Genomic DNA, 22,932 nt, shown 5'->3' with positions numbered 1-22,932 from the left:
CGCCCGCGCAGATGTGCGCCGTCAGCAGGTACCGGCCCACGGGGTGTCCCGAGGCCCCCTTCGCGCGCAGCGCCTGGGGTCTTTCGTTCGGAGCCGGCCTGATCCGAACGAAAGGCCCTATGTCAGCCGCTTGACCGCCGCGTCCACCCGCTCGTCCGTGGCCGTCAGGGCCACCCGTACGAAGTGGTCCCCGGCCGGCCCGTAGAAGTCGCCGGGAGCGACCAGGATGCCGAGCTCCGCCAGATGCGCCACGGTCTTCCAGCAGGGCTCGTCGCGCGTGGCCCAGAGGTAGAGGCTCGCCTCGCTGTGCTCGATCCGGAAGCCATGGGCCTCGAGCGCCGCCCGCAGCACCGTGCGCCGGCGCGCGTAACGCGCCCGCTGCCGCTCCACGTGCGCGTCGTCGCCCAGCGCCGCGACCGTCGCCGCCTGGACCGGGGCCGGCGTCATCATCCCGCCGTGCTTGCGGATCTGGAGCAGCTCACCGAGTACGGCAGCGTCCCCCGCGATGAAGGCCGCGCGGTAGCCGGCGAGGTTGGAGCGCTTGGAGAGCGAGTGGACGGCGACGATCCCCTCGTACGTGCCGCCGCAGACGTCCTCGTGGAGCACGGAGACGGGCTCGGCCTCCCAGCCCAGCTCCAGGTAGCACTCGTCGCTGAAGACAAGCACCCCGTGCTCGCGCGCCCAGGCCACGATCCTGGTCAGCTCGTCCTTCGGCAGGACCCGGCCCGTCGGGTTGGACGGGGAGTTGAGCCAGAGCAGCTTCAGACCCTCGGGGTCCAGCTCCGTCGGGTCGTCGTAGGCGACGGGCTCCGCACCGCAGAGCCGCGCCCCGACCTCGTACGTCGGGTAGGCGAGCCGGGGGTGGGCGACCTTGTCGCCCGCCCCGAGACCCAGCTGGGTCGGCAGCCAGGCGACCAGCTCCTTGGAGCCGACGACCGGCAGCACGTTCTCGTGGGCCACGGCCCTCGCGCCGAGCCTGCGCTCCACCCAGCCCGCCAGCGCGTCACGCAACTCCTCGGTCCCCCACACCGTCGGATAGCCGGGGCTGTCCGACGCGGCCGTCAGCGCGTGCTGGATCAGCTCGGGCACCGGGTCGACCGGCGTACCGACCGACAGGTCCACGAGGCCGTCCGGATGGGCCACGGCCGTCGCCTTGTAGGGCACCAGCTTGTCCCAGGGGAAGACCGGGAGACGGGAGGAGACGGGAACTGCTGCGGACACGGAACTCTGCTTTCTCATACGGGGCGTGGCACCCGGAAAACACCTCGGTCCCGCACGGAGACAAGCCGTACGGGACCGCGCGGCGCTCGTGCGCTTACTGGTTCTGCGGCGGCAGCGCGGCGATGAACGCGTGGTCGCGCTCGATGAGGCCCAGCTTGGAGGCGCCGCCCGGTGAGCCGAGGTCGTCGAAGAACTCGACGTTCGCCTTGTAGTAGTCCTTCCACTCCTCCGGGGTGTCGTCCTCGTAGAAGATGGCCTCGACCGGGCACACCGGTTCACAGGCTCCACAGTCGACGCACTCGTCCGGATGGATGTACAAGGACCTGGAGCCCTCGTAGATGCAGTCGACGGGGCACTCTTCGATGCAGGCCTTGTCCTTCACGTCGACACAAGGCTGCGCGATGACGTAGGTCACGCTGTCGTTCCTCCTCGGTAGGGCGTTGGCTCTCGCGCGGGAGCGCGGCGTCGTCGATGCCCGCCCCTAGTATCTCCGTTCCGGGGCACGATCCGAACAGGAGGGGCGGACAGAGCTGTGGAATTCACCATCGGCGGACGGCTAGAGGTTCGCATGACACCTGCTGACGTGGGCAAACGCGTATCCGTGCGGCGAGTCGCCGACGTGCCGGACGAGGGCGCGAAGTTCACCGACACGGTCGGGGTTCTCACATCGTGGGACGATGAGGTGCTGTCCGTCACAACGAAGAGCGGCGAGAGCGTCCGAATCCCGGAATCGGCACTGGTGGCGGGCAAGGTCGTGCCCCGGGCCCCCGCACGCCGCCGCGGCCCCGCCGCCTCCTTCGGTGAACTCACGCGGACGGCCGCGCGCGCCTGGCAGCCCGTGGAGAGCGAACTCCTCGGCGACTGGCGGCTGCGCGCCGCTGGCGGATTCACCCGCCGCGCCAACTCCGTGCTGCCGCTCGGCGATCCGGGCCTCCCGCTCGGCGACGCGCTCGCGCGGGTGCGCAGCTGGTACGGAGAGCGGGACCTGCCCCCGTACATCCAGACCGCCACCGGCGCCGAGGACACCCAGGAGCGGCTCTGCGCGGATCTTGAGGAGCACGGGTGGCGGCGCGAGGTGACGGCCGAGGTGCGGATCGCGGCGCTGGCACCGGTCGGTGATCTGGACGTGGACATCTCCGCCGTACGGCTGACCCGGGAGCCGGACGACGCCTGGCTCTCCCGGTACCAGCGCTTCGAGACCCCGGGGCCCCATGTGCTGAAGGTGCTGGGCAGCGGTCCTTCGGTGTGGTTCGCGACCGTGCCGGGCGACGGCCCGGCGGGGGCGCCCCCCGCCGCGATCGGCCGCTGTGTGGTGGACGGGCGCTGGGCGGGGTTCATGGCCGTCGAGGTGGGCCAGGAGTACCGGCGCCGGGGTCTCGCCACGGCCGTCATGACCGCCCTGGCCCGCACGGCGCTGGACGAGGGCGCGTCGGCCGCATGGCTCCAGGTGGAGGCGGACAACGAGGGGGCCCGTGCGCTGTACGACGGCATGGGCTTCACCCTTCACCACAGCTACCACCACTTCCGGCCCGCGTAGCGCGGACAGCAGGGGATGAGTCACACATGAGCGACGAGGATCCAGGCACGGCCGAGCGGCGGCGGCTGTTCGCCGAGGAGGCGCGCGCCGAGCGGCCCGACCTCGCACTGCTCTGCCTGCTGCTGGGCGCCGAGACCGGCCCCGCCTCGCCCGGGGACGCCGATCCGTACGGCATCGACGCGGCGCAGATCGAGCTGGACCGGCTGGCCGGCCTCCTCCCCTACGGAGCCAGGGGACCCCGCGTGTGGGCGTCGGCGCTCGCCGAACTGCTGGGCGAGCGCTGCGGCTTCGCGGGCTCCTCCCAGGACTACCAGCGGCTGGACTCGTCCGTGCTCCAGCAGGTCCTGCGCCGCCGCAGGGGCCTGCCCATCCTGCTGTCCGTGGTCTGGATCGAGGTGGCGCGCAGGGCGGGGGCACCCGTGTACGGACTGGCGCTCCCGGGGCACTACGTGGTCGGTTTCGGCGACCCGGCCGAGCGGGTGCTGGCCGACCCCTTCGCGGGCGGCGCGCCGCTCAGCGGCGAGGACGCGGAGCTGATGGCCACGGGGACGACCGGAGCGCCGGCACCCCCACCCGTGCCCGCGCGGCCGCTGGAGACGGTGCTGCGCATCCTGAACAACGTCAGGGCGTGGGCGGCGGCCCGTCCGGAGCGTACGGAGGTGGCGCTTTGGGCGCTCGAACTCTCCCTGCTGCTGCCCTCGCACCCGGCCAGGCTCCGCTACGAGCGGGCGCAGCTCCTCGTGCAGCGCGGGGAGTTCCTGCGCGGGGCTGCGGAGATGGACGAGTACGCGGAGATCGTCGAACGGGTCGAGCCGACGGCGGCCGAGGCCATCCGCCACCGCGCGCAGGCCGCCAGGGCGCTGCTGAACTAGGCCGTGCTTCGAGAGCAGCCCCGCCCCCGCGGTCATCCTCTGAACTCATCCGCGCCCCCTGTCTGCACGCAAAGCATCCCAATTGCCTTACGTCCGGCGCCATTTGTTGCCGTTACGGGAATCAGTCGCGGCTGCCGATGTCACACCTCTTGACGTGTCCAGGGCGACGCCTGTTACATCGGCGAAACCAGAGAGCGCTCTCTCGCCTCTCTCAAGGTTCAGTCGTGCACCCGACCCACGACCCAGGAGACGTCATCCATGCAAGCTCCCCCCACGAGTTCCGCGCCCCCGGTCACTCCCCGCAGGCACCGCCGCTCCAAGGCGGTCGGTCTCGCCGCGCTCGCCGTATCGATGCTGATGGCCTTCCCCACGGCCCAGGCGGCGTTCGGCGACGAGGCCGCGGAAGTGCCCGGCGGTGGTGACCTCGGCCCCAACGTGATGGTCTTCGACCCCTCGACCCCTGACATCCAGGGCAAGGTCGACGAGGTCTTCAAGAAGCAGGAGTCGAACCAGTTCGGCACCGACCGCTACGCGCTGATGTTCAAGCCGGGCACCTACGACAACATCAACGCGCAGATCGGCTTCTACACCTCCATCGCCGGCCTCGGCCTGAACCCCGATGACACCACCTTCAACGGCGATGTCACCGTCGACGCGGGCTGGTTCGACGGCAACGCCACGCAAAACTTCTGGCGTTCGGCCGAGAACCTGGCACTCAACCCGGTCAGCGGCACCAACCGCTGGGCCGTCTCCCAGGCCGCGCCCTTCCGCCGTATGCACGTCAAGGGCGGCCTCAACCTGGCACCCGACGGGTACGGCTGGGCCAGTGGCGGCTACATCGCCGACAGCAAGATCGACGGCGAGGTCGGTCCGTACTCGCAGCAGCAGTGGTACACCCGTGACAGCTCCGTCGGCGGCTGGGGCAACGGCGTCTGGAACATGACGTTCTCCGGCGTCGAGGGCGCACCCGCGCAGAGCTTCCCGGAGCCCCCGTACACGACCCTGGACAACACTCCGGTCTCCCGCGAGAAGCCCTTCCTCTACCTCGACGGCGACGACTACAAGGTCTTCGTCCCCGCCAAGCGCACCAACGCGCGGGGCACGACCTGGGCCGACGGCACCCCTGAGGGGGAGTCCATCCCGCTCGACCAGTTCTACGTGGTCAAGGAGGGCGCGACCGCCGAGACCATCAACGCGGCCGTGGACCAGGGACTGCACCTGCTGTTCACCCCCGGCGTCTACCACGTCGACCAGCCCATCGAGATCGACCGCGAGAACACCGTGGCGCTCGGGCTCGGCCTGGCCACGATCATCCCGGACAACGGGGTGACCGCGCTCAAGGTCGGTGACGTCGACGGCGTCAAGGTCGCCGGACTCCTCGTGGACGCGGGACCGGACAACTCCGAGACCCTCGTCGAGGTGGGCCCCGAGGGCGCGTCGGCCGATCACTCGGCGAACCCGACCAGCCTCCAGGACGTGTTCGTCCGGGTCGGTGGCGCAGGCGCCGGCAAGGCGACCACCGGCATGGTGGTCAACAGCAACGACACGATCGTCGACCACACCTGGCTCTGGCGCGCCGACCACGGCGAGGGGGTCGGCTGGGAGACCAACCGGTCCGACTACGGCCTCACGGTGAACGGTGACAACGTGCTGGCCACCGGACTGTTCGTCGAACACTTCAACAAGTACGACGTCCAGTGGAACGGCGAGAACGGCAAGACGATCTTCTTCCAGAACGAGAAGGCGTACGACGCCCCGAACCAGGACGCCATCCAGAACGGCGACATCAAGGGCTACGCCGCCTACAAGGTCGACGACTCCGTCACCACCCACGAGGGCTGGGGCATGGGCAGCTACTGCTTCTTCAACGTGGATCCGACGATCCAGCAGCACCACGGCTTCCAGGCCCCGGTGAAGCCCGGCGTGAAGTTCCACGACCTGCTCGTCGTCTCCCTGGGCGGCAAGGGCCAGTACGAGCACGTCATCAACGACACCGGGGACCCCACCTCCGGTGACACCACCGTCCCGTCACAGGTGGTGTCCTTCCCGTAGGAAGGTGAACGGTTGAGCGGGGCCCGGTCGCTGCTGCGGCCGGGCCCCTCTGCCGGAGGCCCTCTGCCGGAGGCCCGCTGCCGGAGGCCCGCTGCCGGAGGCCCGCTGCCGGAGAGAGGCTCTCAGAGCCAGCCCTTGTCGCCGGCGGTCCTGACGGCCTCCGCGCGGTTGCGCGCGGCCATCTTCTGGATCGCCGTGGACAGGTAGTTGCGCACCGTCCCCGGGGAGAGCAGCAGCTCGGCGGCGATCTCCACGTTCGTCGCACCGCCCGCCGCCGCACGCAGGACCTCGCGCTCGCGGCCGGTCAGCGGGTTCGTCCCTTCCGCGAGGGCGGCCGCGGCCAGCGCGGGGTCGATGACCCGTTCGCCCCCGAGCACCTTGCGTACGGCGTCGGCGAGCTGGGCGGACGGGGCGTCCTTGACCAGGAAGGCGTCCGCGCCCGACTCCATGGCGCGGCGCAGATAGCCGGGGCGACCGAAGGTGGTGACCACGACGATCTTGATGTCCGGAAGCTCCCGGCGCAGTTCCGCCGCGGCCTCGATGCCGTTCATGCCCGGCATCTCGATGTCGAGGAGCGCGACGTCGACGGCGTGCTCGCGCGCCGCGGCGACCACCTCGTCACCGCGGGCGGCCTGGGCCACCACCTCGATGTCGGGTTCGAGGCCGAGCAGCGCCGCCAGCGCCTCGCGCACCATGGACTGGTCCTCGGCCAGGAGAAGTCTGATCATGCTCATTCCCCGGATCCTAGGGCGGAACCGGCCGGAACACGGAGGGTGAGGGCGAAACCCCTGCCGGGGCCGCCGGCCGCAGGTCCGGTGGCGAGGGTGCCGTCGACCGTGGCGAGGCGTTCGGCGATGCCGGTGAGCCCGTTGCCCCGCCTGGTGCCCGCCGCGCCCCGGCCGTCGTCGGCGACGGCGAGCTCCAGGACCGGCCCCCCGAGGGTCTGGTGCGAGGTGAGGACGACCGTGCAGCGATGGGCGCCGCTGTGGCGTACGACGTTGGTGACGGCTTCCCGCAGTCCCCAGGCGAGCACCTCCTCCTGCTTCTCCGGGATGCCGTCCGTGAGGTCGTCGGGGACCTCGGCGGGCACGTCCGCGGTGATGCCGGCGGCGGCGAGTGCCGTACGGGCCCCCGCCAGTTCGCCGGGGAGGGTCGGCCTGCGGTAGCCGCTGACCGCGCCGCGTACGTCGGTCAGTGCCTGGCGGCTCACCCGCTCGATGTCCGCCACCTGCTCCGCGGCCCGTTCGGGCTGCCCCGGGAGCATCCGGCCCGCCAGCTCGCTCTTGAGCGCGATCAGCGAGAGCGAGTGCCCCAGCAGGTCGTGCAGATCGCGGGCCAGCCTCAGCCGCTCCTCGTTGGCGGCGAGCTGGGCGACGGTCGCACGGGCCTCGCGCAGCTCGATCGTCGTGACGACCATCTGCCGGACCCCGGTCATCGCGAACCCGCCCAGCAGCGCGGGGAAGACCAGCGCGGTGATGATCTCGCGGGCGTGGCCGGCGATCAGGCCGGTCACCACCATCACCGCGGTGACCGCCGGGATCAGCCAGGCGGCGATCCGCATCGGCAGTGTCGCCCCCACCGACACCGCGACGTAGACGAACAGCACCAGCCACGGCGTGCCGAGCATCACGACGAGAGCGAGGGCGAGGACCGCGAGGAAGGCGATCGTCCACAGCACGCGCGGGCGGGCCAGGGCCTTCGATGTGTGCCGGAAGACGAGGACCAGGTACACCACGACGAACACCAGCAGGCCGGCTCCGCCGAGGACGCGGGTCGTGACGGTGTGGGCCCCGCTGACCACGTCCGTGACGGGGGCGCTCATGAACGCCAGCCAGATGCCGATCCACAGCAGCTTCATGGTGAACTGGCGGCGGCCCTGCGGCGGGCGCCCGACGCCGAGGGGCATCTCGTCGTCGCTCACGCCTTCAGGGTGTCCTTCCGGTAGAGCCAGGCCGCGCCGCCCGCGAAGAGCACGAAGTAGACGCAGAGCACCGCGACGTCCTTGGCGTGCGGCGAGCCGCCCATCTCGACGGACTGGCCGAGAGCAGCGTACGCGTGGGTCGGCAGCCACTCGGAGACTTTCTGGAGCCAGTCGGGGAAGGTCGCGGTGGGCATCCACAGGCCTCCGAGGATGGAGAGCCCGAAGTAGATGATCATGGTGATCGGGCGGACCGCGTCACCGCTGGCGACGTATCCGATGGCGACCCCGAGTGCGGCGAAGACCAGGGAACCGGCCCAGATGAGGCCGGTCAGCGCCAGCCACTGCCAGGCGTCGAGCCGTACGCCCTTGACGCCCGCGGCGACGAGGAACACCACCACGATGCAGGGCAGCGTGACGATGCCGGCGCCCGCGATCTTCGACAGGACGTAGCCGCGGCCCGGCAGGGCGGTGAGGCGGAGCTGGCGTACCCAGCCCTTCTCCCGCTCCTTGGCGATGCGTTCGCTGTTGCCCATGAGGACGGCGGTCAGGGCGCCGAAGGAGGCCATCGAGACCATGAAGAAGGCCTGGAGGGTCAGCTCGGTGCCCGGGACCGTGTCGGTGGTGTTCTGGGTGCCGGAGATCAGCAGATAGATCACCGACGGGTAGATGACCGAGAAGAACATGAACTTCTTGTTCCGCAGGGTCCTCAGCACTTCGAGCCTGGTCAGACTCCAGGAGAAGTAGTTCCTCATGCGGTCCTGGCCTCCTCGGCCTCGGTGATGGCGACGAAGGCCTGTTCCAGGCCGAGTCCGGCGACCTCGATCTCGCGTGGGTAGAGGCCGAGACCGTAGAGCGCGTGGACGGTCGCATCCGCGTCGTAGGACTGGATACGGACCCGGCGGCCGCTGACGTCGAGGGCGGACAGGGACGGCAGGGCGCGCAGCGCGACCTCGTCGACCGGTCCCTCCAGCTCGAAGGAGATCCGGCGGGCTCCCGCCTTCGCCTTGATCTCGGCGGCGGTGCCGTCGGCGAGGACACGGCCCTTGTGGAGGACCAGGACGCGGTCCGCGATGGCGTCGGCCTCTTCGAGGTAGTGGGTGGCGAACAGGACCGTACGGCCCGCTTCGGCCTGTTCGCGCATGGTGGCCCAGAAGGCCTTCCGCGCGGTGACGTCCATGCCGGTGGTCGGCTCGTCGAGCACGATCAGGTCGTTGGCCCCGGCGGTGGCGAGCGCGAAGCGCACGCGCTGCTCCTGGCCGCCGGAGAGCTTGTTGACCAGGCGGTCGGCGATCCGGGCCAGCCCCGCGCGCTCCACCACCTCGTCGACCGGGTAGGCCCTCGGGTGCAGGTCGCAGGCGAGCCTGACCAGTTCCTTGACGGTGACGTCCTCCATCAGGCCGCCGGACTGGAGCATGGCCCCGACGCGGCCCTCCGCGATGGCCTCCTGCGGCGACATGCCGAAGACCCGGACCTCGCCGGAGTCGGCGGTGCGCAGCCCCAGGAGCAGGTCGAGGGTGGAGGACTTCCCGGCACCGTTGGGGCCGAGCAGCGCCACCGTCTCGCCGGGGTGCAGGGCGAGGGTCAGTCCGTCGACGGCGCGTACGGCTCCGTACGCCTTGCTGACACGTTCGAAGCTCACCACGGCGGTCTTCGCCGTGGTGGGTGCGGCGGCTGTTGTTGGCATGCGTCCAGCCTGCCGGAGAGGGGTGCCCGGTCGGCAGGGGCGCGGATCACCGGTCCGGGATGACAGATGTCATGCGCGGAATGCGCCGCCGCCCCCGCCCGGAACTCCGGACAGGGGCGGCGGCACGGATGTGCAGCGGCCGGTCAGCCCCCGCCGCCGAGGTCGATCGCGACGGTGCGCTCGGCCGGGGTCTTGCCGAGCAGGGCTCCCTGCATGGCCCGGGCCACATCGGTGGCGTTGACCTCGCGCTGCGTCCCGTCACCCTTGGTGAGCATGATGCCGTCGAAGACACCGTCCAGCAGGGTGTCGATCGCTTCCCTGTCGTAGACGGGGACCAGCTTGCCGTCGACCGGCTTCATGGACAGGATCTGCGGCAGGGACTTCGCGGGACCGAAGTCGATCTGCTTGGGCCCTGCCTTGATGGTGACCAGGCCGGACATCGCGGGCTCGGCGAACTCCTTCATCGACCGGTCCAGTTCGGCCTGGGTGATGGTGGGTTCGGTCTCGGCCACCGGCAGTTCGACGACGGACACCTTGTCGGTCTGCACCTGCGCACGGTAGGCGTCGCGGACGGAGATCATCGACTTGTTGACGTCGATCGACTTCCCCGGCTTCCCGGGCACGGGCACGGCCTTGTTCGGCTCGAACTTGACCGTGCCGTCGTTGGACGATCCCTCGACGCCCGCGAGGTCGGTCAGCGCGACCCCGAGCTTCTCCTCGTCGACCGGGATCACCGGGTCGGCGGCGCGCGCCCCGCCGAACAGGGAGCCGATCACCGAGACCGGGTTGTAGTCGCTGCCCGCGGCGCCACGGACGGTCTCCTGGCTGTCCAGGGTGAGGCCGGCCTTCTCGGGGGCGAGCTTCTCCTCCTTGCCGTCCACGGACAGCCGCAGCGGTGTGCGGGCGCGCTTGCCGAGAGTGGAGTCGAGCTTGGCGACCGCCTCCTCCTTCGTGCCGCCGCCGATGTCCACGCCGAGCACCGTGGTGCCCTTGGGCACCTCGGAGTGGTTCATCAGCAGGCCTGCGCCGTAGGCGACGCCGAGCAGCACCACGAGGGCCACGCCCAGGAGGACCGGCTTGGAGCGGCCCTTCTTCGCGGGCGGTGCCGGCTTCGGCGCGGGCGCCGGGGCGTCCGTGGCCGCGGGTCCGCCGCCCTTGGGGCCCTCGGGCGGGCGGGTCGTGCCGGGTCCGCCGGGGAACGGCGCGCGGGGCTCGCCGGGGATGACGGGGATACCGCTGGTGAGCGTGTCACCCGAGACATGGCCGCCGCCGGGCCCGGGGGCCGGGGCGGGAGCCTGCGGCGTCAGGATCGCGGTGTCGTCCGACATCCGCGGGGGTACGCCGCCGGGGCCGCCAGAGCCGTCGAGCCGGGGCCCCGAGGGGCCGCCGGGAGCCGTCCGGCCGCCTGCCGCCCCCGCCGAGCCGACGAGGCGGTCGAGGTCCGGCGTCAGGGACGAACTTCCGGTGGCGGGGCCCGTGGTGGGTCCGGAGGGACCCGGGCCGCCGGGCGGTCGCGCGGCGGGGTCGGGCCCGGACCGCGGACCGGCGTCGAGGTCCTCGAGGGCGCTGCGGCCCGGACGGGGCGCACCGCTGCCGGGCGGCTTCGGACCGTCCGAGAAGTACGGCGATTCGGTGCGGGGCTGCGTGGAACCGGCACCGGCGGGACCACCGCCGGAGGCGCCACCGGGGCGCGGGCCCGGCCCCTGGCCGGGGCCAGGTCCCTGACCGGCCCTGGGGCCCTGTCCCGGCGCACCGCCGGGTGCGGGGGCGGTGCCCGCACCGGGTGCGGGGGCCGGGGCCTTGCGCGGGGCGAACCAGTCGCTGCCGCTCTTCTCCCTGGCCGGCTTCTCGGCCGGTGCCTCGGCCGCCGGGGCCCTGTCACGCGTGTCCTGGCCCGCTGAGGGGGCCCTGCCGGCCGACGGCGCGGCTGCACCGGGCCTGGGGGTGCTGCCGGTGCGCTCGGCGTCCTGGCGGTCGCCGGACGGGTCGACGTCACTCATCGGCGTACGCATCACGACAGGCGGGATCGGACGCGAGCCCGGGATGTTGATCCGGATACGCGTCGTCAGCGTCGTCTCGGTTCTGGGCTCCTCGGGCTGAGGCGGATCCGCAGGCTCCGGAGTCTCCTCCGGCCCGTCCTGGGACGGGTGCAGCGACGGATACTGGCGTGATCCGTACGGCGGCGTACCCGACGGGTACGCGGCACCTCCGCGCCCCTGGGGCCCGGAGGACGAACTGTCAGTTTCACGACTCAAAGCAGGTTCTCCCGATTGGCTCCGCCGCCCGTACTTCCCCCGTGCCGCAGGCCAGGGGACGGCTCGGCGCGCGCACCACCATACTGGCCGCCACCGTAAGACTCTCCGCGCCCTGGGGGAACAAGGATGCACCCACCCGCGCGTGGAGGGGCAATCCGGGAGCGGACATAGCACATCACGAGCCGGGCCCGTCCGTGCTGTTGGCCGGATCGGGCAGCCGCGACATCGTGGCACAGATCACAGCGACGGCCATCCCTCCGAGCATGAAGAGTGCCAGGCCGATCTCCTGTCCGAAGACGTAGTCGCCCTCGGGCCGCCCGCCGAGCAGCACGACCACGGCGATGAACCAGCCCACCGCCGGTGCCAGCGCGCCGAGCTGTGTCCGGGTCAGCACCCGGCCACCGTAGAAGAGGCCGGCCGACGCGGCGAGCGCGAGCAGCAGCCCTCCCGGGAACAGTGCCGCCTGGACGAGGGTGCCCGCCAGCCCGACGACCGCGCCCAGCACCGCCAGGCCCACATACAGCGGGATCCGTGCGGGGTTCGGGGGCGCGGCGAGACCCGTGGGCGCGGGGCTCCTGGGCGGGGCGTTGGTGCGCGGGGCCTCGGATGCGGCGCGCTGCCGCTTGCTGCCACTCATGCCTGCACTCCCGGTGCTTCCGGTGCTTCCGGTGCTTCCGGTGCTTCCGGTGCGGGGGACGCGTCCGCCACGCCCTCGAAGAGGTCGTGCTCACGGGATGTGCCGTCCCCGCCCGGGGCGCCCCGCACCAACTCGTAGTACTCGGTGGTGAAGACCGGCTGACCCAGGTCGTTCGAAAGAGCGAAGAAGGGGCCGTCCAGGGCGATCTGGGTGGCGTGCGCCCGCATCGCGGCAGTCTTCGCCGCGGCGTACGCCGAACCGTCGATCTCCGTCGTGACCTCCGCGTCGTCCACGACACCCGGTACGTCGTCGGTCGACGCGATGCCGGGGAAGGCGTCGGGGGCGGTCTCCCGCAGTCGCGCGAAGGCCGCGTCGGCCACGGAGCGGGGCACCCGGTTCCAGTAGATCTTGGCGACGGTGTGCGGGGCTCCGGCCGCCGGGTCGTACGCGGGATCGGCGGCCAGGTCCGCCGCGCGCATCGCGACGCGGTGCGCCTGGATGTGGTCGGGGTGGCCGTAGCCGCCGTCGGGGTCGTAGGTGATCAGGACCTGGGGGCGCAGGGAGCGGATCACCCGGACGAGGTGGCCGGCCGCCTCGTCCGGATCGGCGGCCCAGAAGGCGCCCGGGCGGTGATTCTGCTCGGTTCCCATCATCCCGGAGTCGTGGAACCGGCCGGGGCCGCCCAGGAACCGGTGGTCGGTGACCCCCAGCTCCCGCATCGCGGCGGTGAGTTCACCGACGCGGTGGTCGCCGAGTCCGCCGTCCCGGTCCGCGGCGAGATGCGCGAGGGCGGGCGGAATGATCTCGCCCTCCTCGCCGAGGGTGCACGTCACCAGGGCGACGTGTGCGCCCTCGGCCGCGTACCTGGCCATGGTGGCGCCGTTGTTGATCGACTCGTCGTCGGGGTGCGCGTGCACCAGGAGCAGACGGCGGGCGGGGAGGTCCTTCATGGGACCACCCTACGAGCCGGGCGCCCCGCCGGCCGAACGCCCCACGGGGCCGGGGCGCCCGGCGCGCACCGTCAGAACTTGATTCCCCCGATCATGCCTGCCACGTTCGACGTCACCTCCGAGATGGTCGGGGCGATCGACGAGCTCGCGAGGTAGAACCCGAGCAACATGCAGACCACCGCGTGTCCGCCCTTCAGTCCGGATTTCCGGATCAGCAGGAAGACGACGATCGCCAGCAGCACCACCGCCGAAATCGAGAGTGCCACGGCGGTTCACCTCCATCAGTACGGTCGGGACAGGCAGCACACATGGAGCCAGCGGGTTCTGGAAGCTGTTGTCCTGCCCCGGTCGGGGTCCGAGGGGAACAGGACAACAGCTTCTTACCCACCGAGCGCTACGGATCATAACTATCTGTACCGACGCATTGATCGGGGCACAGCAGCACGAGGGGCGCACGGAGGGGCCGTCGCAAACTAGATTCGGTGCCATGACCTCGCAGAAGCTGTCCTTTCCCCGCCAGCACGCCCGGACCCAGCGGTTCACTCTCGGCGCACCCCGGGCCTTCACCGTCTCACCGGATGGAACGCGGGTGCTCTTCCTGCGTTCCGCATCCGGCACCGACCGGACGAACCGGCTCCTGGTGCTGGACACCGCGACGGGCGAGGAGCGGATCGCGGCCGACCCCGACGCGCTGCTGGGCGGTTCGGCGGAGAAGCTGTCACCGCAGGAGCGGGCCAGGCGCGAGCGGACCAGGGAGGGTTCGGCGGGCATCGTGGGCTACGCGGTGGACGACGCGGCCGAGTTGGCGGCCTTCGCGCTCTCCGGCAAGGCGTACGTCGCCGAGTTGAGGGCGGGCACGGCACGGGCCCTGCCGGTGCCAGGACCGGTGATCGACCCCCGCCCCTCGCCCGACGGCCGGCTCGTCGCCTACGCCGCGCGGGGCTCGCTGCGCGTCGTGGGGGCGGACGGCGACGGGGACCGGCCGGTCGCCGAGCCGGAGGACGCGAACGTCTCGTACGGCCTCGCGGAGTTCGTCGCGGCCGAGGAGATGGGCCGCTACCGCGGTTTCTGGTGGTCGCCGGACTCCCGGAGCCTGCTGGTCGCGCGGGTCGACGACAGCGCCGTACAGCGGTGGTGGATCGCCGATCCCGCGCACCCCGGGAGCAAGCCGGCCGAGATCGGCTATCCGGCGGCTGGGACGGCCAACGCCGAGGTGGGGCTCTTCGTGATGGGCCTGGACGGCTCCCGCACCGAGGTGGTCTGGGACCGGGCCCGCTTTCCCTATCTGGCGCGGGTGCACTGGTCGTCGCACGGTGCGCCGCTGCTTCTGGTGCAGGCCCGTGACCAGCGCAGCCAGCTGTACCTGGCGGTCGACACGGAGAGCGGCGCGACCCGCACGGTGCATGTCGACGAGGACGGGGTCTGGCTCGACCTCTTCGCCGGGGTGCCCGCCTGGGCGCCCGACGGGCGGCTCGTGCGGATCGCCGACGAGGGGGGCGCGCGGGTGCTCTCGGTCGGTGACAGGCCGCTGACCGGCGACCGGCTGCACCTCCAGGCGGTGCTGGACATCGGGGATTCGGACATCCTGGTGCAGGCCACCGCCGGCGAGGGCGCGGCGGATCCGGAGACGGGGCAGAGCCATGTCTACCGCGTCAACGAGCTGGGCGTGGAGCGCGTCAGCGAGGACCCGGGGGTCCACTCGGCGGTGCGCTCGGGCGGCGTGACGGTGCTGGTCTCGGCGTCCCTGGAGCACCCCGGGACGGCCGTACGCGTGCTGCGCGACGGCAAGCGGATCGCCACCGTGGCGAATCTCGCCCAGGAGCCGGTCCTGTCCGCGAAGGTCCACCTGACGGAGGGGGGCGCACGGCGGATCCCGTGCGCCGTGCTGCTCCCCACCGGGTACACGGAATCGGATGGTCCGCTTCCGGTTCTGATGGATCCTTACGGCGGCCCGCACGGCCGCCGGGTGGTCGCCGCCCACAATCCGCACCTCACGTCCCAGTGGTTCGCCGACCACGGTTTCGCCGTGGTCGTCGCGGACGGCCGGGGCGCCCCGGGCCGTTCGCCAGGCTGGGAGAAGGCGGTACGGGACGATCTCACCCTCACCCTCGACGACCAGGTCGAGGCGCTGCACGCACTGGCCGGGCGGTTCCCGCTCGATCTGTCCAAGGTGGCCATGCGCGGCTGGTCGTACGGCGGTTATCTCTCGGCGCTCGCGGTGCTGCGGCGCCCCGACGTCTTCCACGCGGCCGTGGTCGGCGCCCCGGTGACGGACTGGCGGCTGTACGACACCCACTACACCGAGCGCTATCTCGGCGACCCCGCCCGGCAGCCCGAGGTGTACGCCCGCAACTCCCTGGTGACCGACGAGGGGCTCTCCGAGCCGGCCGGCGAGGTCAGGCCGATGATGATCGTCCACGGTCTGGCCGACGACAACGTGGTGGTCGCCCACGCACTGCGGCTCTCCTCAGCGCTGCTGTCCGCCGGACGCCCGCACGAGGTGCTGCCGCTGAGCGGGGTGACGCACATGACCCCGCAGGAGCAGGTGGCCGAGAATCTGCTGCTGCTCCAGGTGGACTTCCTCAGGCGGTCCCTGGGGCTGCCCAGGACCTGACAGCGGCCGTCACCAGCCGGGCGGCGGAGACGCGGGCGGCGGCGGGGAGCCGGGCCCGCCGCGGCTCTGCGGATAGCCGTAGCCGGGGCCGCCGCTCTGCGGATAGCCGTAGCCAGGGGCGGCTCCGGGCCGCGGGTAGCCGTAGCCCGGAGTGTCGGCCGGTGGGTAGCCGTAGCCGCCGTACCCCTGCACGCCCTGCCCGTCCTGTCCTTCCACACGCTCGAAGCCTCTGCGCGCCAGGACGGGCAGGGTCACGGCCCCGGCGAGGGCGAAGAGGAACGAGGTGAGCATGATGAGCTGTTGCTCCAACGGTGCATCGCCGAAGTGCTGCAGCGACGCGTCGTGGACGGTCCGGGCGATGCCGCAGCCGCCGGAGACCAGCAGGAGTCCGGCGACGATCATGCCCAGCGGCCTGGCGTGGACGGCGCGGAAGAGCGCGGTCCACGCCACCACGAGGCAGATCACCCCGATGGCCACGCCGCTCCAGCCCGGCGGGGTGGCGGTCAGCCCGATCGTGAGGACCTTCCCGCCGGTGAACCAGGCGGGATAGAGCTCGTCCGGCAGTGTGAAGAGCTGGCGGATCTCCCAGGCGATCATGACGGCGCCCGAAGCGCCGAGCAGCAGGAAGGCCGTGACGCCGGCGCCCCGGCCCGGCCTGGTGGGCCGCGGCTCGTAGGAGTCCTCGGGCTGTCGGCGGCCCACGGACCCGATGACGACGAGCGCGAGTCCGGCGGCCAGGGCGACGAAGGTGCCGACGAGTGCGCGGGTGCGCAGTTCGTCGCTGTACCGCTCGCCCATCCACGACGAGCCGATGGTCCACACTCCGGGCAGCCGCAGGGCCAGCGTGACCAGCCCGGTGACGACCAGCGTGGACGCGGCGACCGGGGAGCGCAGAGCCGCGATCAGGGCGGCGACGAGGACGACGAACAGCACCGGATCGGCCTGCAGGGTGGCGGGCAGTGTCCTCGGCCATCCGCGCGTGTAGCCGGCCCAGTAGCGCAGCAGGTCCGCCGGATCGCCCAGCGCCCTGACGTCCCGTACGATCCAGGCCGCGACCAGGGCCGCGAGCACGGCGCACAGCACGGCTCCGGTGATTCTGGCTCCCCGTGTGAGTATCACCTCAGCGATACTCCCCCGCGGCCCGCCGATGGACAAGAGGACCTGTGGGAAGGCGGGGGAACGGGTAACCGGCCGGGGCGACGTGATGAACACCCCGGCCGGTTCACGGCACCCGCACGGCCGTACGACGACCATGGTGGGACGTTCGTATATCGGTGCGGCGACGGCCGAGTTGCCTCTGTGTTAACGGATCCGAGGCCTCTTCATCACTCTTTGTCCCCCTCTTCGTCTCCCTCTGCGTCTCCCCCGGGCCGGTCCCGCAGGTCTTCCGGCGGCACCACCCGCTTCTCCTCGGCGAAGTGGCACGCCGAGTCGTGCCGGGCCGGGGTCTCCGAGTCCCGGAAGACCGCGGGGACCGCCAGCAGCGGCACCTCGAGCTCGCACCGCTCCTGGGCCTTCCAGCACCGGGTACGGAAGCGGCAGCCGGACGGGATGTTCGCCGGGGAGGGCACATCACCGTGCAGGATGATCCGCTCACGGTGCTCACGGGCGGTCGGGTCGGGCACCGGGACGGCCGAGAGCAGCGCCTGGGTGTAGGGGTGCGTCGGGTGGTCGTAGATCTCCTCGTCCGTGCCGATCTCGACGATCCGGCCCAGATACATGACGCCGACCCGGTCGGAGATGTGCCGGACGATCGACAGGTCGTGCGCGATGAACAGGAAGCTCAGGTCGAATTCGGCCTGTAGCCGGTCCAGCAGGTTGACCACCTGGGCCTGGACCGACACGTCGAGCGCGGAGACCGGCTCGTCGGCGACGATGATCTCCGGGTTGAGCGCGAGGCCGCGGGCGATCCCGATGCGCTGGCGCTGGCCGCCGGAGAACTGGTGCGGATAGCGGTTGATGTACTCCGGGTTCAGACCTACGACGTCCAGCAGGTCCTGGACCCGCTGCCTGCGGCTCCCCCTGGGCGCCACCTCGGGGTGGATCTCGTACGGCTCCCCGATGATGTCGCCGACCGTCATACGCGGGTTCAGCGAGGTGTACGGGTCCTGGAACACCATCTGGATGTTGCGGCGCACGGCCTTCAGCGCACGCCCGGAGAGCTTCGTGACGTCCTCGCCCTTGTAGCGGATCGCGCCCCCGGTCGGCGGCTCCAGGTGCACCAGCATCTTGGCGACGGTCGACTTGCCGCAGCCCGACTCCCCGACGATGCCGAGCGTCTCGCCCGCGGCCAGGTCGAAGTCCACGCCGTCGACGGCCTTGACCGCGCCGATCTGCTTCCTGAAGAGGATGCCCTGGGTCAGCGGGTAGTGCTTGACCAGACCGCGCACCTCCAGGATCGGGTCGCCCCCGGCGTACGGGCGCACGGGCGCCACGGCCTGGAGCGTGGAGCCCCCGCCCCCTCCCCCGTGGCCCGTCTCGTCAGCGTGCATCGAGCGTCTCCTTCCAGAAGTGGCAGGCGCTCCGGCGCTCCTCGTTCACGGTGTAGAGCGGCGGCACGTCGGTGCGGCACACGTCCTGGGCCAGCGGGCAGCGCGGGTGGAAGGCGCAACCGGGCGGGATGTGCAGCAGGTTGGGGGGCAGACCCTTGATCGCGTACAGCTCCTGGCCCTTCTGGTCCAGGCGCGGGATCGACCTCAGCAGGCCCTTGGTGTACGGGTGGGCGGGCGCCTGGTAGATCGGGTGGACGGGTGAGGTCTCGACGATCCGGCCCGCGTACATCACGGCGATCTTGTCGGCGACGTCGGCGACCACACCCAGGTCGTGGGTGATCAGGATCAGGCCCATGTTGAGCTCGCGCTGCAACTCGGCGAGCAGGTCCATCACCTGGGCCTGGACGGTCACGTCGAGGGCGGTGGTCGGTTCGTCGGCGATGATCAGGGAGGGTTCCAGCGCCATCGCCATGGCGATCATGATGCGCTGGCGCATACCGCCGGAGAACTGGTGCGGGTAGTCGCCGACCCGCTGCCGGGCGGCCGGGATGCGGACCCGGTCCATCAGCTCGATGGCCCTGGCCTTGGCGTCGCCCCGTGACATCCCTCGGTGCACGACGAACATCTCGCCCAGCTGGGCTCCGACGCTCAGTACGGGGTTGAGCGAGGACAGCGCGTCCTGGAAGATCATGGCCATCTCCTGGCCCCGGATCCTGCGGCGCTCCTCGGTCCTGAGCTTCAGCAGATCGCGGTCCTTGAAGAGGATCTCGCCCCCGCTGATCCTCCCCGGCGGCATGTCCAGGATGCCCATGATCGCCTGCGCGGTGACGGACTTGCCCGAGCCCGACTCGCCGAGCACCGCGAGCGTCTCCCCTTCGGCGACGGAGTAGTTGACCCCGTTGACGGCCTTGGCCACACCCTCCCGGGTGTGGAACTCCACATGCAGATCGCGCACTTCGAGCAACATGGCAGCGGACTCCTCAGCGCAGCTTGGGGTCGAGGGCGTCGCGCACCGCGTCGCCGAGCATGATGAAGGCGAGCACGGTGACGGCCAGTGCCCCGGCGGGCCACAGCAGCATGTGCGGCGCGTTGCGGACGTACTGGGAGGCGGCGGAGATGTCGATGCCCCAGGAGACGGCCGGCGGTTTCAGGCCGACGCCGAGATACGAGAGGGTCGCCTCCAGCGAGATGTACGTCCCCAGGGCGATGGTCGCCACGACGATCACCGGGGCGATGGCGTTGGGCATGATGTGCCGGAGCATCATCCGCGAGTTCGACGCACCCAGTGCGCGGGCTGCCTGGACGTAGTCGTTCTGTTTGGCGGTGATGACGGAGCCGCGGGCGATGCGCGCGATCTGCGGCCAGCCCAGCAGCACGATGAAGCCGATCACAGGCCAGACGGTGGAGCTGGTGACGACGGACAGGAAGACCAGTCCGCCGAGCACCACCGGGATGCCGAAGAAGACGTCCGTGATGCGGGAGAGCACCGCGTCCCAGGCCCCGCCGAAGAAGCCGGCGAGTCCGCCCAGCACACCGCCGAGCAGGGAGACGCCGAGGGTGGACAGGACACCGACGGTCACCGAGGTCCGCGCCCCGTAGACCGTGCGGGTGTAGACGTCGCAGCCCTGTCCGTCGAAGCCGAAGGGGTGGCCTGGCTGGGAGCCCTCCTGGGCCTTGGCCAGGTCGCAGTTGAGGGGGTCCTGGTCGGCGATGAGCGACGGCCAGATCGCGATGATCACCAGGAAGAGGATGACGAGCCCGGAGATGATGAAGACCGGGTTGCGGCGCAGGTCGCGCCAGGCGTCGGACCACAGGCTGCGCGGCTTGCCGGTGGGCCCCGCGCCGTCGGGGCCGCCCGGCGCCTTCTCCAGGGTGGTGCCCTCGTCCACCGCGAGGTCCATCGGCCCGCCGGTACCGGCACCCGAGATCGCTCCGCTGCCCGTCGTCTCGTCCCACGGCTTCGGCTCAGGCATAGCGGATCCTCGGGTCGAGTACGGCGTACAGGAGGTCGACGATCAGGTTGGCCGCCAGGAAGACGAGGACCAGGACGGTGACGAAGCCGACGACGGTCTGGGAGTTCTGCCGCAGGATGCCCTGGTAGAGCTGGTAGCCGACTCCGTGGATGTTGAAGATGCGCTCGGTGACGATCGCCCCGCCCATCAGGGCGCCCACGTCCGTACCGATGAAGGTGACGACGGGGATGAGGGAGTTGCGCAGCAGGTGCCGTACGACCACCCGGCGCCTGGGAAGACCCTTGGCCGTGGCGGTACGGACGTAGTCGGCGCGGGCGTTCTCGGCGATCGACGTCCGGGTGAGCCGGGTGACGTAGGCCAGGGAGACGGAGGCCAGGACGAGTCCGGGCAGGATCAGTTCGTCCACCGGTGCCTCCGAGGAGACGGACGGCTTGATGACGCCCCACTCCACACCGAGCAGGAGCTGGAGGAGCAGGCCGGTGACGAAGGTCGGCACGGAGATGACGACCAGGGTCAGGATCAGCACCGTGGTATCGATGGGCCGGCCGCGGCGCAGGCCGGTGACGACGCCGAGGCTGATGCCGATGACGATCTCGAACACGATGGCGATGATGGTGAGCCGGATGGTGATCGGGAAGGCGGTGCCCATCAGCTCCGTGACCTTCTGGCCGTTGAACGCGGTGCCGAAGTCGCCGGTGAACACATTGCCCATGTAGTGCAGGTACTGCTGCCAGACCGGCTTGTCGAGGCCGAATTCGGTGCGCAGCTGGGCGGCGGTCGAGGGGTCGCACTGGCGGTCACCGCAGAGGCCCGCGATGGGGTCGCCCATCACGTTCACCATGAGGAAGATCAGCAGCGTGGTGCCGAAGAAGACCGGGATCATCTGCAGCAGCCGCCGGATCACATAACGTCCCATGAGGGCTCCCGAGGTCGGGGCGGAAGGACCGAAGGACCGGAAAGCCGGGTGGCCGGTGCGGGGTGCCGCACCGGCCACCCGGCTTTCAGCGGGTCACTTGACCTTGATCTGGTCGTACACCGGGACGCTGAAGGGGTTCAGCGAGACGTTCTCGACCCTGTCCGAGTAGCCGGCGCTGCCGTTCTGGTACCAGAGCGGGATGGCGGGCATCTCCTCGGCGAGGACCTTCTCCGCGTCCTGGAAGGTGCTGACGGCCTTGGCCTTGTCCGTCTCCGCGTTGGCCTTGTCGACCAGGCCGTCGAACTTCTCGTTGCTCCACTTGCCGTCGTTGGACGAGGCGTTCGTGTAGTACTGCGGCTGCAGGAAGTTCTGGATCAGCGGGTAGTCCATCTGCCAGCCCGCGCGCCAGGCGCTGGTCAGCTTCTGGGTGGAGACCTGGCTGCGGAAGTCGGCGAAGGTGCCGATGGGCCCGCCGACACACGCCTTGTTGTTCCCCATGACGTTGTTGATGCTGTTGCAGACCGCGTCGACCCACTCCTTGTGGGAGCCGGTGTCGGCGTTGTACGAGATCTTGAGCTGGCCGCCGGGGATGCCGCCGCCCTCGTCGATCAGCTTCTTGGCCTCCGCCTTGTCGTACTCGCAGGCGGAACCGCAGAGCCCCTTCTTGAACCCGCCGTCCTTGCCGAGGACCGGTGAGGTCCAGTCGGTGGCGGGGGTGCGCGTCTTCTGGAAGATCTGGTTGGTGATCTGGTCACGGTTGATCGCCATGGACAGGCCACGGCGGACCTTGGCAGCGTCCGGGGTGTCCCAGGCCTTCTCGTAGAACGGGAAGGCGATCGTCTGGATGATGCCGGCGGGGGTGTTGATGTAGCGGTCGCCCAGGTCCGCCTTGACGTTCTTGAGCTGCGATGCGGGCACGTCGTCGACCAGGTCGAGGTTGCCCGCGGTCAGGTCGGTGTAGGCGGTGTTGTTGTCGGTGTAGACCTTGAGGTCGATGCCGCCGTTCTGCGCCTTGTCCGCGCCGGGGTAGTCGTCCCAGCGGCGCAGGTTCATCGACGAGCCCTTGGCGTACGAGTCGATGGTGTAGGGACCGTTGCCGACGGGCTTGGAGAGCCAGGCGTCGTGGTCGCTGTAGAAGGTCTTGGGCAGCGGCACGAAAGCGGCGTAGCCGAGGGTGTCGGGCCAGAGCGAGAACTTCTGCGACAGCTTGGCCGTGAAGGTCGTGTCGTTGACCACCTTGAGGCCGGAGAGGCCGGCGGCGGATGCCTTGCCCGACTCGGGGTGGACCTTGTCGTATCCGTCGATGTACTGGAAGAAGTAGGCGTTCTTCTGGTTGTTCTTCAGCGCGGCGCCGTAGTTCCAGGCGTCCACGAACGACTTCGCGGTGACCTTCTCGCCGTTGCTGAAGGTCCAGTTGTCCTTGATCGTGATGGTGTAGTTCTCCGAGTCCTTGGACTCGATCTTCTCGGCGATCTCGTTCTTGGCCTCGCCGGTCTTCGGGTCGTACCGCACGAGTCCGCGGAAGACCATGTCGAGAACCTTGCCGCCCTGCACCTCGTTGGTGTTCGCCGGCTCGAGCGGGTTCTGCGGGTCCCCCCAGGACGAGCTCACGATTCCGTCGGATCCACCGCCGCCGCCGCTGTCCCCGCCTCCGCAGGCCGTGGCGGCCAGGGTGACGGCAACGGCGCATGCGGCCCACCTGGCCTGTGTGGCTCCACGCATGGAGTGCCTCCTAGGGTTCCCGTGAGTGGCTCAATGCCCCATATCACCCCATATGACACTCCGTCGCATGTCGGCATAGGCCGTAC

20 protein-coding genes are annotated in these 22,932 nt (G+C 70.7%); 4 read left to right on the top strand and 16 right to left on the bottom strand.

Features of this window, described 5'->3' with window-relative positions; all coding sequences use genetic code 11:
* Positions 1–117 precede the first annotated feature (117 nt).
* The gene (locus AB0C75_RS33285; RefSeq protein WP_362895846.1) at positions 118–1,239 is read right to left on the bottom strand and encodes a bifunctional succinyldiaminopimelate transaminase/glutamate-prephenate aminotransferase; all 1,122 of its coding nucleotides are present in this window, start codon (positions 1,237–1,239) and stop codon (positions 118–120) included.
* Positions 1,240–1,315: 76 nt separating this feature from the next.
* Positions 1,316–1,636 carry a ferredoxin gene (gene fdxA / locus AB0C75_RS33280; protein ID WP_014154250.1) on the bottom strand — a complete coding sequence of 107 codons (321 nt, stop codon included), beginning with the start codon at positions 1,634–1,636 and terminating at the stop codon, positions 1,316–1,318.
* 117 nt (positions 1,637–1,753) lie between these two features.
* Here fdxA and AB0C75_RS33275 point away from each other — a divergent pair, with 117 nt between their 5' ends.
* The 3 genes from AB0C75_RS33275 to AB0C75_RS33265 all read left to right on the top strand — a co-directional run bounded on the left by AB0C75_RS33275 (position 1,754) and on the right by AB0C75_RS33265 (position 5,682).
* Positions 1,754–2,758 (top strand): GNAT family N-acetyltransferase, encoded by a 1,005-nt coding sequence (locus AB0C75_RS33275; RefSeq protein ID WP_362895845.1) that lies wholly within the window; start codon positions 1,754–1,756, stop codon positions 2,756–2,758.
* 26 nt (positions 2,759–2,784) lie between these two features.
* The gene (locus tag AB0C75_RS33270; RefSeq protein WP_362895844.1) at positions 2,785–3,630 is read left to right on the top strand and encodes a transglutaminase-like domain-containing protein; all 846 of its coding nucleotides are present in this window, start codon (positions 2,785–2,787) and stop codon (positions 3,628–3,630) included.
* A 258-nt stretch (positions 3,631–3,888) separates the two neighbouring features.
* Positions 3,889–5,682: a coagulation factor 5/8 type domain-containing protein gene (locus AB0C75_RS33265; RefSeq protein WP_362895843.1), complete on the top strand. Its 1,794-nt coding sequence runs from the start codon at positions 3,889–3,891 to the stop codon at positions 5,680–5,682.
* 122 nt (positions 5,683–5,804) lie between these two features.
* Here the strand turns inward: AB0C75_RS33265 and AB0C75_RS33260 are convergent, their stop codons facing one another.
* The 8 genes from AB0C75_RS33260 to AB0C75_RS33225 form a co-directional block, all read right to left on the bottom strand.
* Positions 5,805–6,416, bottom strand: coding sequence for a response regulator transcription factor (locus AB0C75_RS33260; protein WP_362895841.1), 612 nt, complete (start codon positions 6,414–6,416; stop codon positions 5,805–5,807).
* Positions 6,413–7,603, bottom strand: a complete 1,191-nt coding sequence (locus AB0C75_RS33255) for a histidine kinase (protein WP_362895839.1) — start codon at positions 7,601–7,603, stop codon at positions 6,413–6,415. Before AB0C75_RS33255 ends, AB0C75_RS33260 begins: the two co-directional genes overlap by 4 nt.
* A complete protein-coding gene (locus AB0C75_RS33250) occupies positions 7,600–8,355 on the bottom strand; it encodes an ABC transporter permease (protein ID WP_362895838.1) in 756 nt (251 codons plus the stop codon). Before AB0C75_RS33250 ends, AB0C75_RS33255 begins: the two co-directional genes overlap by 4 nt.
* Positions 8,352–9,287 (bottom strand): ABC transporter ATP-binding protein, encoded by a 936-nt coding sequence (locus tag AB0C75_RS33245; protein WP_362895836.1) that lies wholly within the window; start codon positions 9,285–9,287, stop codon positions 8,352–8,354. Before AB0C75_RS33245 ends, AB0C75_RS33250 begins: the two co-directional genes overlap by 4 nt.
* Before the next feature lie 143 nt (positions 9,288–9,430).
* Positions 9,431–11,287 (bottom strand): hypothetical protein, encoded by a 1,857-nt coding sequence (locus tag AB0C75_RS33240; RefSeq protein WP_362895834.1) that lies wholly within the window; start codon positions 11,285–11,287, stop codon positions 9,431–9,433.
* Positions 11,288–11,717: 430 nt separating this feature from the next.
* On the bottom strand, positions 11,718–12,179 hold the full coding sequence (locus AB0C75_RS33235; RefSeq protein WP_362895832.1) for a DUF6113 family protein: 462 nt from the start codon (positions 12,177–12,179) through the stop codon (positions 11,718–11,720).
* Positions 12,176–13,129: an N-acetyl-1-D-myo-inositol-2-amino-2-deoxy-alpha-D-glucopyranoside deacetylase gene (mshB, locus tag AB0C75_RS33230; protein ID WP_362895831.1), complete on the bottom strand. Its 954-nt coding sequence runs from the start codon at positions 13,127–13,129 to the stop codon at positions 12,176–12,178. The genes AB0C75_RS33235 and mshB overlap by 4 nt, the downstream gene beginning before the upstream one ends.
* A 71-nt stretch (positions 13,130–13,200) precedes the next feature.
* Positions 13,201–13,395 carry a hypothetical protein gene (locus AB0C75_RS33225; RefSeq protein ID WP_014154257.1) on the bottom strand — a complete coding sequence of 65 codons (195 nt, stop codon included), beginning with the start codon at positions 13,393–13,395 and terminating at the stop codon, positions 13,201–13,203.
* Between the two features lie 221 nt (positions 13,396–13,616).
* Between AB0C75_RS33225 and AB0C75_RS33220 the strand changes: the two genes are divergently transcribed.
* Positions 13,617–15,743: an alpha/beta fold hydrolase gene (locus AB0C75_RS33220; RefSeq protein ID WP_362895829.1), complete on the top strand. Its 2,127-nt coding sequence runs from the start codon at positions 13,617–13,619 to the stop codon at positions 15,741–15,743.
* A gap of 9 nt (positions 15,744–15,752) precedes the next feature.
* Here the strand turns inward: AB0C75_RS33220 and AB0C75_RS33215 are convergent, their stop codons facing one another.
* The 6 genes from AB0C75_RS33215 to AB0C75_RS33190 all read right to left on the bottom strand — a co-directional run bounded on the left by AB0C75_RS33215 (position 15,753) and on the right by AB0C75_RS33190 (position 22,846).
* Positions 15,753–16,862, bottom strand: coding sequence for a hypothetical protein (locus AB0C75_RS33215; protein WP_362895827.1), 1,110 nt, complete (start codon positions 16,860–16,862; stop codon positions 15,753–15,755).
* 206 nt (positions 16,863–17,068) lie between these two features.
* Positions 17,069–18,235: a dipeptide ABC transporter ATP-binding protein gene (locus tag AB0C75_RS33210; protein WP_362895825.1), complete on the bottom strand. Its 1,167-nt coding sequence runs from the start codon at positions 18,233–18,235 to the stop codon at positions 17,069–17,071.
* Positions 18,225–19,202: an ABC transporter ATP-binding protein gene (locus AB0C75_RS33205; RefSeq protein ID WP_362895823.1), complete on the bottom strand. Its 978-nt coding sequence runs from the start codon at positions 19,200–19,202 to the stop codon at positions 18,225–18,227. The genes AB0C75_RS33210 and AB0C75_RS33205 overlap by 11 nt, the downstream gene beginning before the upstream one ends.
* A 13-nt stretch (positions 19,203–19,215) precedes the next feature.
* Entirely contained in the window at positions 19,216–20,208 is a 993-nt protein-coding gene (locus AB0C75_RS33200; protein ID WP_362895821.1) for an ABC transporter permease, read from the bottom strand.
* Entirely contained in the window at positions 20,201–21,124 is a 924-nt protein-coding gene (locus tag AB0C75_RS33195) for an ABC transporter permease (RefSeq protein ID WP_362895819.1), read from the bottom strand. Before AB0C75_RS33195 ends, AB0C75_RS33200 begins: the two co-directional genes overlap by 8 nt.
* Before the next feature lie 93 nt (positions 21,125–21,217).
* Positions 21,218–22,846: an ABC transporter substrate-binding protein gene (locus AB0C75_RS33190; RefSeq protein ID WP_362895817.1), complete on the bottom strand. Its 1,629-nt coding sequence runs from the start codon at positions 22,844–22,846 to the stop codon at positions 21,218–21,220.
* Between the last annotated feature and the right edge of the window lie 86 nt (positions 22,847–22,932).

This window comes from Streptomyces sp. NPDC048565 (assembly GCF_040650935.1).
In the GTDB taxonomy this organism is placed as follows: Bacteria; Actinomycetota; Actinomycetes; order Streptomycetales; family Streptomycetaceae; genus Streptomyces.
Note: the sequence above shows the minus strand (reverse complement) of the source record. Positions and strands in the feature narration are given on the sequence as shown.

Coding starts and splice junctions, on each gene's coding strand:
- AB0C75_RS33205 (WP_362895823.1), bottom strand. CDS start 19,202: ATGTTGCTCGAAGTGCGCGATCTGCATGTGGAGTTCCACACCCGGGAG.
- AB0C75_RS33190 (WP_362895817.1), bottom strand. CDS start 22,846: ATGCGTGGAGCCACACAGGCCAGGTGGGCCGCATGCGCCGTTGCCGTC.
- AB0C75_RS33250 (WP_362895838.1), bottom strand. CDS start 8,355: ATGAGGAACTACTTCTCCTGGAGTCTGACCAGGCTCGAAGTGCTGAGG.
- AB0C75_RS33285 (WP_362895846.1), bottom strand. CDS start 1,239: ATGAGAAAGCAGAGTTCCGTGTCCGCAGCAGTTCCCGTCTCCTCCCGT.
- AB0C75_RS33260 (WP_362895841.1), bottom strand. CDS start 6,416: ATGAGCATGATCAGACTTCTCCTGGCCGAGGACCAGTCCATGGTGCGC.
- AB0C75_RS33220 (WP_362895829.1), top strand. CDS start 13,617: ATGACCTCGCAGAAGCTGTCCTTTCCCCGCCAGCACGCCCGGACCCAG.
- AB0C75_RS33235 (WP_362895832.1), bottom strand. CDS start 12,179: ATGAGTGGCAGCAAGCGGCAGCGCGCCGCATCCGAGGCCCCGCGCACC.
- AB0C75_RS33265 (WP_362895843.1), top strand. CDS start 3,889: ATGCAAGCTCCCCCCACGAGTTCCGCGCCCCCGGTCACTCCCCGCAGG.
- AB0C75_RS33240 (WP_362895834.1), bottom strand. CDS start 11,287: ATGAGTGACGTCGACCCGTCCGGCGACCGCCAGGACGCCGAGCGCACC.
- AB0C75_RS33245 (WP_362895836.1), bottom strand. CDS start 9,287: ATGCCAACAACAGCCGCCGCACCCACCACGGCGAAGACCGCCGTGGTG.
- AB0C75_RS33270 (WP_362895844.1), top strand. CDS start 2,785: ATGAGCGACGAGGATCCAGGCACGGCCGAGCGGCGGCGGCTGTTCGCC.
- mshB (WP_362895831.1), bottom strand. CDS start 13,129: ATGAAGGACCTCCCCGCCCGCCGTCTGCTCCTGGTGCACGCGCACCCC.
- AB0C75_RS33210 (WP_362895825.1), bottom strand. CDS start 18,235: ATGCACGCTGACGAGACGGGCCACGGGGGAGGGGGCGGGGGCTCCACG.
- AB0C75_RS33200 (WP_362895821.1), bottom strand. CDS start 20,208: ATGCCTGAGCCGAAGCCGTGGGACGAGACGACGGGCAGCGGAGCGATC.
- AB0C75_RS33195 (WP_362895819.1), bottom strand. CDS start 21,124: ATGGGACGTTATGTGATCCGGCGGCTGCTGCAGATGATCCCGGTCTTC.